Origin of the sequence: Desulfotomaculum copahuensis (assembly GCF_001655685.1) — a bacterium.
Taxonomy (GTDB): Bacteria; Bacillota; Desulfotomaculia; order Desulfotomaculales; family Desulfovirgulaceae; genus Desulfotomaculum_G; species Desulfotomaculum_G copahuensis.
The window spans coordinates 89,147-102,243 of record NZ_LYVF01000197.1 but is presented as its reverse complement, the minus strand read 5'-3'; the positions used below and the strand labels follow the sequence as shown (position 1 = coordinate 102,243).

The 13,097-nt window shown below is 52.7% G+C and carries 14 protein-coding genes and 1 tRNA gene; 12 read left to right on the top strand and 3 right to left on the bottom strand.

Going from position 1 to position 13,097, the window contains the following annotated elements; genetic code table 11:
- Positions 1-354: 354 nt before the first annotated feature.
- Complete coding sequence (locus A6M21_RS18145) at positions 355-735, top strand: helix-turn-helix domain-containing protein (protein WP_201721921.1); 381 nt, start codon at positions 355-357, stop codon at positions 733-735.
- The gene (locus tag A6M21_RS17040; protein ID WP_078060840.1) at positions 681-1,814 is read left to right on the top strand and encodes a site-specific integrase; all 1,134 of its coding nucleotides are present in this window, start codon (positions 681-683) and stop codon (positions 1,812-1,814) included. The genes A6M21_RS18145 and A6M21_RS17040 overlap by 55 nt, the downstream gene beginning before the upstream one ends.
- A gap of 72 nt (positions 1,815-1,886) precedes the next feature.
- Here A6M21_RS17040 and A6M21_RS17035 read toward each other — a convergent pair.
- Positions 1,887-1,974 (bottom strand) — tRNA-Leu (locus A6M21_RS17035).
- Between the two features lie 230 nt (positions 1,975-2,204).
- Between A6M21_RS17035 and A6M21_RS17030 the strand changes: the two genes are divergently transcribed.
- From A6M21_RS17030 to ychF, 5 genes are all read left to right on the top strand, one after another.
- The gene (locus A6M21_RS17030) at positions 2,205-2,810 is read left to right on the top strand and encodes an RNA polymerase sigma factor (RefSeq protein ID WP_066671638.1); all 606 of its coding nucleotides are present in this window, start codon (positions 2,205-2,207) and stop codon (positions 2,808-2,810) included.
- 3 nt (positions 2,811-2,813) lie between these two features.
- Positions 2,814-4,109, top strand: coding sequence for a DUF4349 domain-containing protein (locus tag A6M21_RS17025; protein WP_078060839.1), 1,296 nt, complete (start codon positions 2,814-2,816; stop codon positions 4,107-4,109).
- Positions 4,110-4,330: 221 nt separating this feature from the next.
- The gene (locus A6M21_RS17020; protein ID WP_161486107.1) at positions 4,331-4,552 is read left to right on the top strand and encodes a NifU family protein; all 222 of its coding nucleotides are present in this window, start codon (positions 4,331-4,333) and stop codon (positions 4,550-4,552) included.
- A gap of 66 nt (positions 4,553-4,618) precedes the next feature.
- Positions 4,619-5,470, top strand: a complete 852-nt coding sequence (locus A6M21_RS17015) for a carbon-nitrogen hydrolase family protein (protein WP_066671634.1) — start codon at positions 4,619-4,621, stop codon at positions 5,468-5,470.
- A complete protein-coding gene (ychF, locus tag A6M21_RS17010; protein ID WP_078060838.1) occupies positions 5,464-6,555 on the top strand; it encodes a redox-regulated ATPase YchF in 1,092 nt (363 codons plus the stop codon). The genes A6M21_RS17015 and ychF overlap by 7 nt, the downstream gene beginning before the upstream one ends.
- 590 nt (positions 6,556-7,145) lie before the next feature.
- Here the strand turns inward: ychF and A6M21_RS17000 are convergent.
- Together A6M21_RS17000 and A6M21_RS16995 are read right to left on the bottom strand one after the other, a co-directional pair.
- Entirely contained in the window at positions 7,146-7,805 is a 660-nt protein-coding gene (locus A6M21_RS17000) for a response regulator (RefSeq protein WP_066671627.1), read from the bottom strand.
- A 30-nt stretch (positions 7,806-7,835) separates the two neighbouring features.
- Positions 7,836-9,017 (bottom strand): sensor histidine kinase, encoded by a 1,182-nt coding sequence (locus A6M21_RS16995; RefSeq protein WP_078060837.1) that lies wholly within the window; start codon positions 9,015-9,017, stop codon positions 7,836-7,838.
- A 188-nt stretch (positions 9,018-9,205) separates the two neighbouring features.
- Between A6M21_RS16995 and A6M21_RS16990 the strand changes: the two genes are divergently transcribed.
- From A6M21_RS16990 to A6M21_RS16970, 5 genes are all read left to right on the top strand, one after another.
- Positions 9,206-9,427, top strand: a complete 222-nt coding sequence (locus A6M21_RS16990; RefSeq protein WP_066671624.1) for a hypothetical protein — start codon at positions 9,206-9,208, stop codon at positions 9,425-9,427.
- Between the two features lie 24 nt (positions 9,428-9,451).
- The gene (locus A6M21_RS16985; RefSeq protein WP_066671621.1) at positions 9,452-9,766 is read left to right on the top strand and encodes a spore coat protein; all 315 of its coding nucleotides are present in this window, start codon (positions 9,452-9,454) and stop codon (positions 9,764-9,766) included.
- Between the two features lie 182 nt (positions 9,767-9,948).
- Positions 9,949-11,133 (top strand): DNA polymerase IV, encoded by a 1,185-nt coding sequence (gene dinB / locus A6M21_RS16980; protein WP_066671618.1) that lies wholly within the window; start codon positions 9,949-9,951, stop codon positions 11,131-11,133.
- Positions 11,123-11,416, top strand: a complete 294-nt coding sequence (locus A6M21_RS16975) for a hypothetical protein (protein WP_066671615.1) — start codon at positions 11,123-11,125, stop codon at positions 11,414-11,416. Before dinB ends, A6M21_RS16975 begins: the two co-directional genes overlap by 11 nt.
- 232 nt (positions 11,417-11,648) lie before the next feature.
- Positions 11,649-13,085 (top strand): SpoVR family protein, encoded by a 1,437-nt coding sequence (locus tag A6M21_RS16970; protein ID WP_078060836.1) that lies wholly within the window; start codon positions 11,649-11,651, stop codon positions 13,083-13,085.
- The last annotated feature ends 12 nt before the right edge of the window (positions 13,086-13,097 follow it).

Genomic DNA, 13,097 nt, shown 5'->3' with positions numbered 1-13,097 from the left:
GGCGCCTTCTACCCACTCTATGTTATTATGTAACTAATGAGTTTTCAGAGGCGAAATATTTATCGCCCTGTCGGGCGATGCCTCTTTCATCCCACCCCACAAGGGGATGGGTTTTCAGAGGCGGTTTCTATAAGCTCCTTGAAAATTAAAGAAAATTTTTTGCTGCTGGCCCAGTTGCCGCGGGGTGAGCCGAGGCCCCGGTCGGGCAGGTGCTGGACAAAAGTGACGACGGGGGAAACAGCGCCCCTGGCGGAGGCCAAGCGCAACAGAGAAGCGCAAAGCAGCTCCCCGCCCGAGAGGGCGGATCGGCCGTCGTATGCCCCGTGCCTCGGGCCATGGGGGCGCGGGTACGTCGTGAAAGCACCGTCGGATCAATATTCGTCGCAAACTGCCGGTGGGATGGCCACCGCCGTAGAAGATTTTATTCTTCAAGTATTTGGGGGCAAAATGGGGGTTGATATTATGCCAGAATCAAAAATACTCACCGTTTTTGAAGTAGCGCAAATTCTACGAATTAGCCGTACCCATGCTTATCACCTGGTGAAACAGGGTGTTATCCCATCGATAAAGATTGGTCGGAGTGTCCGGGTTTATGAAAAGGCCTTCATCGAATGGCTTGAAAAATCCTCCTATCAGAGTGATATAATTAGCTTGTCCGAACCGCAAGAAAGGGGGAAACCATGGCCAAGCGGGATACGCGAAATCTCGTCCAAAAAGGTGATGTCTGGTATGTAGTTATTTCCGTAATGGTTGGCGGTAAGCGCAAAAAAATATGGCATAAAGCCGGCAAATCCTTGAAAGAAGCTCAAAAATTACGTAATGAGTTATTGCATAAACTGCAGACTAAAACCTACTCCTACTCTGGAAAGAAAACTTTCAAGGAGTTTTTACTCGAAAAATGGTTGCCTGATTATGCGGAAGTCGCCCTAAAAATCAGCACAATTGAAGGATACAAAAGCATAATCAGTAACCACATTATCCCTTGTATTGGTGATCTTAGAATGGACAGGTTATCACCATCTGACATACAGGGCTACATTGCCGATAGAAGACGTCATGGGTTATCTAATCGTACTATATTGCAACACTACCGGATAATTCATCAGGCTTTAGATCATGCCATTCAATGGGAGTTGCTAGCTACAAATCCGGCCGACAGGGTTAGACCACCTAGTTTTAGAAGCGAAAAGTTTAAGCCAGTTCTGCCGCCGATAAAAGAAGTAATCAGGATTTTAGAAACATTAAAGAACACTATTTTTTATGTCCCATGCAAAATTGCGTTCTATACTGGTATGCGGCGAGGTGAAATACTAGCGCTTAAATGGTCAAATGTAAACTTTGATGAAGAAGCTTTCATTGTAAACGAAACGATTTTTCCTTCAGAAAACGGGTTGGTACGGCAACTTCCCAAGAATGAAACCTCTATCCGGGTGGTAGCGTTTCCCCATTCACTGGCGTCAGTATTACAAGAGCAGAAGGAATGGCAAAACAAAAACAGGCTTAAATTTAAAGAATACTATCAAGAGAACGACCTCATTTGCTGTAAGGAGGACGGTTCCCCAATTAACCCGGATAGCTTCTCCAAGAGATTCGGGGAGACCTTGAAGAGGTATGATCTACCGCATATCCGGTTTCATGATTTGCGTCATTTGAATGTTACGGGCTTAATCGCTACAGGGGCTGACCTGGGTATAGTGCAAAAACAGGTGGGACATAGCTCCCTTGGTACTACGCTGGACTATAACCACCCGTCTTTTCACCTGCAAAAAAAAGCTGTCGAAGCCCTCGACAACACACTGCAAGACTTACGGTAGAATACGGGTAGAAAACGAGCGCGAATCGTTTTCTACCCCATCCTTATGAAAACCGTAAGCCCTTATCATTCCTGGTGCCGAAGGTGGGAGTCGAACCCACACGGGTGGTTAGCCCGGCGGATTTTGAGTCCGCTGCGTCTGCCAGTTCCGCCACTTCGGCATATCCTATTCATGGCGAGTCCAATTTTATCATAAATCAATGAGGTCTGTCAATGCCCGGACGTCAATTTGCCGGTGCTTCCGGTGCCCGGTCAGCCATATATATGCCGGGAGATTGTTCAGGTGCGGTTTTACTGGAAAATCTTTTTCCGGCAGAATCCGGCAGGATTGGCTTATAAATGTGTCGAATTAAATGAACCAGCGGAACTGCCGCATTAGGAGTGGATCCTTTTGTGTTTGGATGACATGGAGTTGGTTGCGCGCAGCAGGTCCGGTGACCTGGACGCTTTTGAGAAACTGATCGGCCGGTATGAAAAAAAAGTTTTTACAACCACTTACCGGTTTGTAGGGAATTATGCCGATGCCAGCGATCTGTCCCAGGAGACATTTATCCGGGTCTACCAGTCGCTGGCTTCTTTTCGTGGGGACTGTAGTTTTGCCACCTGGGTCTATCGTATCAGTGCCAACGTTTGCCGGGACGAACTGCGGCGCCGGGGCCGGCAAAAGAATGTTTCCCTGGAGGAGATGGCTTTCAGTCCGAATGGCAAAGAGCGTCCGGGTGGCGGCGTCCGTTCACCCGAAGAAATTTATGAGTGCAGCGAATTGCAGTGCATGGTGCAGGAATGTCTGCGTGAGTTGCCGGAAGAGTTCCGGTTGGTATTGATTATGCGCGAACTGCAGGGGCTTACTTACGACGAAATTGCGGCAGCGCTGGATGTTTCCCCGGGAACGGTAAAATCCCGTCTCAGCCGGGGCCGTCAGGCTTTAAAACAAAAAATTACCGACCGGCGGGAACTTTTGGGACTGCATCCGCGTCTATCAGGTAAGGGGGGATGAGCAATGCGATGTCAACAGATCCAGGAAATGTTTTCCGCCTGCCTGGACGGTGAACTGTCACCCTCCAAAGAAGCCCGGGTAAAAACGCATTTGATTTCTTGCGCCGCCTGCCGTGCCCGGTGGGAAGAACTTCAGTCGACGATGGAATTGGTGCGTAGCCTGCCGGAATTGTCACCCCCGCCGGAATTCCGGTCGCAGGTAAAGCAAAAGCTGGCCATGTTGCCCGCACCGGCGAATACATTGCCGGCGCGGGCGGGATTCCTATCCCGGCTTGTTCGGCGGCACGGTTTGATATCTGCCGCGGCGGCCATGCTCCTGGTGTTGGGGACCGCTTCCCTGCTTTGGTCTGGAGATCTGGCCGGCCGTTTGGGAACCGGACATAATCCGGTGAGGCGAAATTCACAGGTGGCTGATGTCAACCAGGGCGGCATTGCTTCCTCGAAAGCGGAAAAATCAGGACTGCCGGCAGCCGGCCGGAAAAAGGAACCGTTCAGCCCGAACAGCACAGTCCGGGACGGTAATATACCGGTCCCCTTCGGGGGGGGCCGGGCGGACGGCAATAACGTTAAAACAAATCAAACACAGGTTGACAATACCGCTCCGGTTCCGCCGGCACAGAAAGGCAATGATCAAAAAACCACCTTTATGGCCTTGTCCCTCCAACCCCGGGCACACCTTTCCGGTAACGACCCGGGTAGCCGGGGGACGGAACCGGCCGGGATGCGCCTAGTCCCGGGCGGGTCGGGTACCGATCCGGTACGGAAAAACGCTCCGTCGGGAGCGGATTGCGGGAATACCGGCGGGCAAACCGGCACCGCCGCTTTGAGTGATTCCACTGGTTTGTCCAGGCCGGCCAAAACGGTGCGTCAGGCCGGTGTTACCCTGCAGGCCGGGGACCGGGAGCAGGTCCAAAAAGGAATCGGTTTGCTGGCACAGCGCTATAACGGCATGATTAACCCGGATCCGGGCGGCAGTATCTTTACCGTGGTGTTGCCTGTAGATGCACTGGAGCCTTTTTTGGCCGGGCTTGCTGATTTGGGCCGGGTTTCTGAAGAAAAGATTGAAGGGCGTGATGTTTCCAAAGATTATTATGAGGCCGTAGACCGGTTGTCTGTATTGCAAAATGAGTTGACCGGCCAACAAGCGACCGGAGCCGGCAGCGCCTTCAATACAGCGGACGCCCAAACTGCCGGGGTGGACAACCGGATACTGCAGAGGGAAATTAACTGTCTAAAGGGCAAGATACAAAGTCTGGATGACGCCGTAAGCCGGGCTACGGTAAAAATTACACTTGATTGAGGCCGTGATTTTTGCACACAACCAATAAATGAGGAGGTCCGGCGTTTCAGTCGCTCCTCCGGCATGAGCGCCATCTTCAAGAATGGCCATTTTCAACGTAAATATTTTTCTTGCCAGAGAGACCGGAAAAAGGTAGAATAATAAGTGTTTTATGCCGTCCGGCTAATAATGGCGGTTCAATTGGCTCATAATAATATACAGCACGGAAAGGAGGCAAAACCTTGCGCGAGAAGGTGGAGGAGGTTCTCAACCGTGTGCGCCCGGCCCTGCGGGCGGACGGCGGTGATGTGGAACTGGTTGACGTCACTGATGACGGTGTGGTAAAAGTACGCCTGAAAGGGGCCTGCGGCGGGTGAGCGATGTCCACGTACACCCTGAAGATGGGGATTGAGCGGTCGCTCAAGCAGGCTATTCCGGAAGTGAAGGAAGTCATCCAGGCTTAGTCAAGAAAAGCCTCTGCAGCGGCAGGGGTTTTTTTCATCAATTATATTTTACCGGGGGAGGGTGCCATGTCATTTAAAGTGGCTGTTTGTCAACTCAAGGTCACTGAAGATAAGAAAAATAACTTGACCCGGGCCGGGGAAATGATCCGGCAGGCCGCCGCCCGGGGTGCCAGGCTGGTGGCTTTGCCGGAAATGTTTAATTGTCCGTATCTTTCCCATTTATTTCCCCGGTACGCGGAAAGTTACCCGGATGGCGAAAGCATTGCCATGCTGTCCGCGGCGGCCCGGCAGGGGAAGGTTTACCTGGTCGGCGGTTCCATTCCGGAGCGGGACGGAGATAAAGTTTTTAATACCAGCTTTATTTTCGGCCCGGACGGGCGGTTACTGGGGCGTCACCGCAAAGTGCATCTTTTTGACGTGGATCTGCCCGGCGGGTTGCGGGTTAAAGAGTCCAGCACTTTGGGAGCCGGCAACCAGGTGACGGTTATACCTACGGAAATGTGTCCGGTCGGGGTGGCCATCTGTTATGACGTGCGTTTTCCGGAATTGATCCGGTTGATGGCTTTAAAGGGAGCCAAATTAATCGTGATTCCGGCCGCTTTTAACATGACCACCGGCCCCGCCCACTGGGAACTGATTTTCCGTACCCGGGCCGTTGACAATCAGGTTTATTTTATCGGCGCCTCACCGGCCCGGGATGTCCGGGCCGCCTATGTAGCCTACGGGCATTCCCTGGTTGTTGATCCCTGGGGCCGGATTGTTTCCGGCGCCGGTGAAGCAGAAGAAGTCGTGCTGGCAGACATAGATCTCGATCTGGTGGAAAAAGTCCGGCAGGATTTGCCCCTGCTGCGTCACCGCCGCCTGGATCTTTATAGTTTGGCCGGAAACAATTTTAATGGGAGTGATCGCTGGTGTTAACATTTGGCATGGTGGGTTTGCCCATGGTCGGAAAGACCACCATTTTCAACCTGGTCACCGAATCGGGAGCCGAAACATCCAATTTCCTGACCGGAAAGACGGAAATCAATACCGGTATGGCCCGGGTGCGGGATGAACGGGTCGATTATCTGACTGCCGTATTCAAACCCAGGCGCACTGTTTATGCGCAGGTGCAGTGCAGTGACGTGCCCGGACTGGTCAGGGGGGCCAGTCAGGGCCAGGGGGTGGGAAACCAGTTTCTGGACGGCATCCGCGAAGCCGATTTGCTGGTGCATGTGGTGCGGGCGTTTGAAAATGAAAATGTGCCCCATGTAGACGGCGGGGTGGATCCATTACGGGATATTGAAACTGTGAGTATGGAACTGCTTTTTGCCGACATGGAGTTGCTGGAAAAGCGCATTGACCGGATTAAAAGCGGCAAAAAAGTTAAGAAAGAGGCGGCCGCGGAACTGGCGGTGCTGCAAAAATGCCTGGCTGCGTTGGAAAATGAAATTCCCCTGCATAGTGCCGGACTGTCAGAGGAAGAGCGGTTATCCCTGCGCAATTATAACTTTTTTACGGAAAAGCCGGTGATTCTGGTGGTTAATACTGATGAAAGACAGTTTAAAAGCCATGATTATCCGCAAAAAAACGCCCTTGAAGCCATGGCCCGGGAAAAGGGTCTGGAACTGGTGGAAGTCTGCGGCCGCCTGGAAATGGAGATCAATGAGCTGCCGCCGGAGGACCGGGAGCTCTTTCTGGCCGATCTCGGTGTTAAGGAGTTGGGCGTGGATCGCCTGGTCAGGGCGGCTTACGGACAACTGGGGTTGATTTCTTTCCTGACGGCGGGGGAGGACGAAGTGAAGGCCTGGACCATCCACCGGGGCAGCACGGCCAAAAAGGCGGCCGGCAAGATCCACTCCGATATTGAGCGGGGATTCATCCGGGCCGAAGTGGTTGCTTTCGAAGACCTTCACGCTCTGGGTTCCATGGCCATGGTAAAAGAAAAAGGCCTGGCCCGGCTGGAGGGAAAGGACTACATCGTGAAAGACGGGGATATTATCAACTTCCGCTTCAACGTGTAGCGGGACAGGCCATGAGGAATGATGCCGGGCGCGTAAATCACGGTATTATATGGCGTATCAGTTGAAAAAATATATGTATGAACAGATAGACTACACCAAAAAAAATAATATGAGGGTAGCACCGGGTTAAATACCGGTCGAGGAAATTATACACCGTCTGCACCACATCCGCCTGTCGGGACGGATGTAAATCCCAACAGGCCAATTTATTCTTCCAGTGATGCTTTAACCGCAGGCCGGCGGTTTCTGTCGCCATCGCCTTCAGCTCTGCTTCGGGTAAATAAATGGTCCGGCAGCTCAACAATTTCACCTCGGAACGTTATTCACCGGGTGTATCGGCGGTGGAATGCCCGTTTTCGCCGGCTATGCTCGCGCAAACAAAATTAAACAGAAAATGCCCGTTTCGGCCATCGTTCTACATTATATCCTAGCAGTTATTGTCGTAATTTTACATCATGCATAGGCCTCAATTACTTTCTCACTGTGGACTTAAACTTGGACAAGGCCATAGTCCCGGGTGTTGTTGGTCCGGAAATAACGACCGGGGGTAAAAACAGCCAAAAAAAAAGTGCCCGGGGGCACATAATCCGTTATATATGCACAATCTTGTTTTTTATGGCGTACAGGGCGGCCTGAGTGCGATCCGTAACGCTCAGCTTGCGGAAGATGCTGTACATATGGTTTTTTACCGTTTTTTCGCTGATAAAAAGCTTTTCGGCAATGCCGCGGTTGGTTTCGCCCCGGGCAACCAGCCGCAAAACCTGTAATTCCCGGGTGGTCAGGGCGCGACTGTCTTTGCTGCCGCCCGGGTTTTCCGGGGTGGATAAACGGCTGAATTCCTCAAAAACCCGGGCCATCAGGCGGGGCGAGATGAATGATTCTCCCCGGGCCACCCCCAGAATGGTGCGAATCAGATGGTCCGGACTGATATCCTTGAGCAGGTAGGCCGAGGCGCCATTCCGGATCATTTCGAACAGGTAGTCTTCCTGGTCGTGAATGGTCAGGGCAATAACCCCGATCTCCGGTTTTTTTTCCTTGATTGTCCGGCAGACGGCAATACCGTTTATTGTGGGCAGGTTGATGTCGAGCAAAATTATGTCCACGTCCATATTGGTGGCCATTTCCACCGCTTGTGGTCCGTCGGCGGCTTCTCCGATTACTTCGATCTGTGGTTCCAATGAGAGCACTTTGCGTAATCCTTCACGGATCAAGGCATGATCGTCGGCAATCAGCACCTTGATAGAATTCATGCTATCGCTCCTTTGTTTTGAAGTTTCCTGTTAAACAGGAACAGAAACACTGATCGTCGTTCCCTTTCCGGGAGCGCTGCTGATGGTCAGTTCTCCCTGTAAAATCTGTATTCTTTCCCGCATCCCAACCAGACCGTAACCATGTTCCTCCTGGTTTTCCGCAGCTGCTTCCGGATTGAAACCGCACCCGTCATCTTTGATCACCAGATTGATTTTTTTGGGCAATGTCTCCAGCTTGACCAGTACATGGCGGGCGCGGGAATGCTTATGTATATTGCTCAAACTTTCCTGAAAGATCCGGAAAAGGGCCACTTCCACCGCCGCGGGCAGGCGTTGCTGACCGCCCAGGACCAGTAGTTCCACCGGCAGGTTGTACCTGTTCTGGAATTCCGTTTGATAGCGCTTGATGGCGGGGATCAGGCCCAGATCATCAAGCACCATTGGCCTTAGATCGAAGATGATTTGCCGGACATCCGCCAAACCCTGCCGGACCTGTTGTTGCAAGGATTTCAGCTCTTCCTTCACCCGCGCCGGTTCAACGTCCATTATGGCCTGCAGATATTCCGTACGCATAACGATGTTGGCCATGGCTTGAGCCGGTCCGTCGTGGATTTCCCTGGCCACCCGGCGCCGCTCTTCTTCCTGCGCCCGCATGATGCTCAGGCCGAGTTGATGAATCTGTTCCAGTTCGCCGATTTTAGAGCCCAGATCCTGTAAATCGCCGGCCAAATAATTCAGCACGGTGCCCAACTGGGTGAGCATTTTTTCCGCCTTTTCCTGCATGGCCCCCAGTCGGCGCAGGTTTATCTCCAGATGATCCCGCCGGTAGCGCAACAATTTCTCCTGACTGCGTAACTCGGCCAGTTTGAGCTGCGCCCTCTGTGCTTCCTCATAAGCGCTCTTGATATCCAATTCTCCGTATTTTTTAAAATCCCGGCTTACCTCGGCCAGGCGGATGCGGGCACGCAATTCTTCTTTGGCCTGGTTGTCCACCTGCTCGATAATGGCTTTTACTTCTTCATATATTCCGTTCAGTTCATTTTTTACCTGCTCATATTCGGCCCGGGTACTTTCCGCGATGTCAAAAATATTGCGTTTTCCGTTTTCAATGGCGGTCAGGGTTTGTTTGAGCACGCGGTCCAGTTCCGCCGGATCGTAGCGGAAGGTTTTAAAATGTATTGACTTCCTGCCGTTCTTAGGTGGCGCTGCCATTTTCCAGCTCCTGTTCCGGTATTGAAACCCCAACCAAAAACTTATTCGTGACGAACCTTGACATTTCCTGCCGGGTCAGGTGCAATCATGTAAAAATATTGTCGAATTTGCTTTGTTGACGGAAAAATGGGAATAAAACGGCGATGGCGGAAAAATAATAGGGTTGAAAAAGGGGAGGTGACAAAAGCATGCATCATTGGCGGATGACGGAAATGGAAAAGTTGCACATTATGGAGCAACTCAAAGCTGAGGAGTTGTGCGCCAGGAAGTCGCAGTTCTACCTCAACCAGACCCGGGACCCGGCCGTCCAGAGCCTGCTGCAACAGTGTGTGGATAAAGGGCAGCGGCACATCAGCACATTGAACAATCTTTTGCAGGACGCCGGTCTTTCCGGCATGGCGCAGCATTAAAAACCAGGACAGGAGGTGTGATCTGTGCAGTTCAGCGATCGCGACATTCTTACCGATTTGATCACCGGTACCAAGATGATCTCCACCGGTTATCACACGGCCGTTTTAGAAGCGGCCAATGACCGGATCCGCAACACGTTGATCCACATCAACAACGAAGAATTGAATGCCCAGAAGCAGATCTTCGACTTGATGCATTCCCGCGGCTGGTACCCGCTGGATCCGCTGTATACCGGCGCCCCGATGGGCGCCGAGGCCACCGGTATCCGGGGACCGGAAGGACCCATGGGGCGTATGGGCCCGGGGATGCCGCCGGGCGGGGAAGTCCGCAACTGGTGAAACCGTTTAAAAGGGCTGGCCTTTTGGGGTACAGCCCTTTTAAATTTTTATGGTCATGATTTTATCCCGTCCCGGAATAAAAATTCCCTCTTGACCGCAAACGTAAGTTTTGGATATAATAGCCTAAAACATATGTTTCTGAAAAATATGTTTCCGAAATACGTTTTTGGGGGGAGGTGTTTATGTCGCGGACTATTTTACTGGCCGATATGAACGCCTTTTTTGCCAGTGTGCATCAGGCACTGGATCCGGCTTTGCGGGACAAGGCGGTGATTGTGGCCGGCGATCCGGCCAAACGGCACGGAATTGTCCTAGCCGCCAGCTACCAGGCCAGGGCCGAAGGCGTAAAAACGGGCATGACAGTGGGCGAAGCCGTGCTGACCTGTCCGGACGGCGTTTTAATCAAGCCGCAGTATCATCTTTACGTCGGTTTTTCCAGCCGCATCCTGCGTATTATGCGGGACTTCACCCCCCTGGTGGAACCGTTTTCCATTGATGAAGCCTTTATGGATGTTACCGGTTGCCGGAACCTTTTGGGTTCACCGGTGGAAATAGCCCGGAAGCTAAAAGAGCGCATCCGTAATGAGGTGGGCGTTACCTGCAGCGTGGGCATCGGACCGAACAAACTGCTGGCCAAAATGGCGGCCGGGTTGCAAAAGCCGGACGGTCTGACTGTACTGGAAGAAAAAGATGTTCCCGTCCGGTTGTGGCCACTGCCGGTGCGGAAGCTTTTCGGGGTGGGTCCCCGTTATGAGCGGCACTTGCGGCAGTTTAACATCCATACCATTGGAGACCTGGCCAATTTCCCGGTGGACGTCCTTAAGAGACGCTTTGGAGTGAACGGTGAGGTGCTCTGGCTCTGCGCCCGGGGGGTTGACTACAGTCCCGTCGACCCGGGCAGTTTGGAGATGGTGAAAAGTGTCGGGCAGCAGATTACCCTGCCCCGGGATTACCGGGGCGGGGAGGTCAAGGTGGTCGTCCTGGAACTGGCCGACCAGGTGGCCCGGCGGGTGCGGGCCGGCGGTTACGTGGGCAAAACAGTGGTATTATCTTTGAAGGATGCCGATTTCGCCTGCTTGTCGCGCCGGCGGACACTGCCCGGATATACCGCCCTGGCGGCCGAAATCCACCGTGCGGCGGTAATGCTGCTGGAAAGGCACTGGCCCGCCGGTTGGCCGGTGCGCCTGGTGGGAGTGGCCCTGGCCAATTTGATTCCGGCCCGGCAGGAGCAGCTTGCTTTGTTCGGCAGACAGGAGAAATTGGACCGGTTTGAACGGGGCTATGACCGGGTAAGAAATAGATTCGGGGAAAAGGCCATTTGCCGGGCCGCTTCCCTGACCGGGGCGGGCGCCTGGCATGCAAGGTAACAAATTGTGGGAAAGCCACCGTTTAATCCTGCCGGAAATGCGGGAGGTGGCTGCGCATACCTGCCGGGAATGCCGTTTTCTGGTCCGGATCCGGGGACGCGGGGAAAGCAGGCCGGGCTGCGTGGCCGCTATTTCCCGTTACGGCACGTTGCAAAACAGGGTGCCGCCGGAAATACACGCTCTGGATATCTTAAAGCTGGCCGGCCGGTCCGGCCTGGCGGAGGTTCTGGCCCGCGGGCGCCCGGAAGACCGGGCCTGTGGTTTGTTTATGGAGCGGTGCTGAGCGGAAATCCGCAGCCGCCCTTCACCGGCGGTGCGGCCGTTGAAAACTTCCGCCCGGAAGGGCGGGATTGTTTGTATGCTTTCCGGACCGCCGGTAAAAATAACGGTTTTTCTTTTGCCGGGAGACAATTCCCCCCGTTGCGGCACATAATCTATAAACAGGATGACTGACTGCAGCCGGAAAACAAGTTTGCCTGGAGAAAAGACGGCATTTTATACCGGGGGTGATTGCTTTGGCCAGGGATGAGCTGAGCCTTTTGAACGAAGCGGTGGAAAAGATTACCGCCAAGGCCGGGGAGTTTGGCCTGGATTTTTACAACATGTATTTTGAGATTTGCCCGGCGGACATCATTTATACTTTTGGTGCCTACGGCATGCCCACCCGCTTTTCACACTGGACTTTCGGCAAGGCCTATCATAAAATGAAGACCCAGTACGACTATAACCTGAGCCGCATCTATGAGATGGTGATCAATTCCGATCCCTGCTATGCATTTTTATTGGAGGGCAATTCACTGATTCAAAACAAGATGGTTATCGCCCATGTACTGGCCCACTGCGATTTTTTTAAAAACAACGCATATTTTCAGCATACCGCCCGCTATATGGTGGAGTCCATGGCCAGTGCCGCCGAGCGTTTCCGGAACTACGAATTCAATTACGGCAAAGAAAAGGTGGAGTCCTTCCTGGATGCGGTAATCTCACTGCAGGAGCATGTGGATCCCCGTCAGCGCATCAGACAACGGCCGAAAGATGATGAAGAACAAAAGAAATGTGGTTGCGGCCGGGGGTCGTGCGGCGGACACCAGCATCAAAAGACGCCATACGATGACCTCTGGGAACTGGACCGGTCCGAATGTCAGGGGCACTGCGCGGAAAAACCAAAAAAGTTTCCCGCACAGCCGGAGAAGGATTTGCTGACATTTATCATGGAAAACGCCCGGGATCTGGAGGACTGGCAAAGGGACGTCATTGCCGTGATCCGGCAGGAAATGCTTTACTTCTGGCCGCAGCTGGAAACCAAGATTATGAACGAAGGCTGGGCCACCTACTGGCATTTGCGCATTATGCGTGAAATGGACATGACGGAGGATGAGGCCGTCGAGTTTGCCAAGATGCACGCCGGAGTGATTGAAACTTCCCGCATGCGCTTGAATCCGTATCATCTGGGGCTTAAAATCTTCGAGGACATCGAAAAACGCTGGGATAAACCCACGGAGGAGGAGAGGAAAAAATACGGCCGTCCCGGAGGTGAAGGCCGGCAAAAAATTTTCGAAGTACGGGAAACGGAAAACGATATCTCCTTCCTGCGCAATTATTTGACCAGGGAATTGATCGAAGAAATGGATTTATACCTGTATAAAAAAGTGGGTTACGACTGGAAAGTTTCCGACAAGGAATGGGAAAAGGTACGGGACGGCATTGTGGCCGGCCTGACCAACGGCGGTTTTCCCTGTATCGTGGTGGAAGACGGTGATTTCAATAAGCGGGGGGAGCTTTATTTAAGGCATTGCTATGAAGGCATCGAACTGGACGTTTTTTACCTGGAACGGACTTTGCCGTACGTCTACCGGTTGTGGGGCCGGCCGGTGCATCTGGAGACGGTGGTGGACAATAAAAAAGTACTGTTTACCTATAACGGGGAGAAAAACAGCAAGAAATTTTTATAAGCATAACAGCCG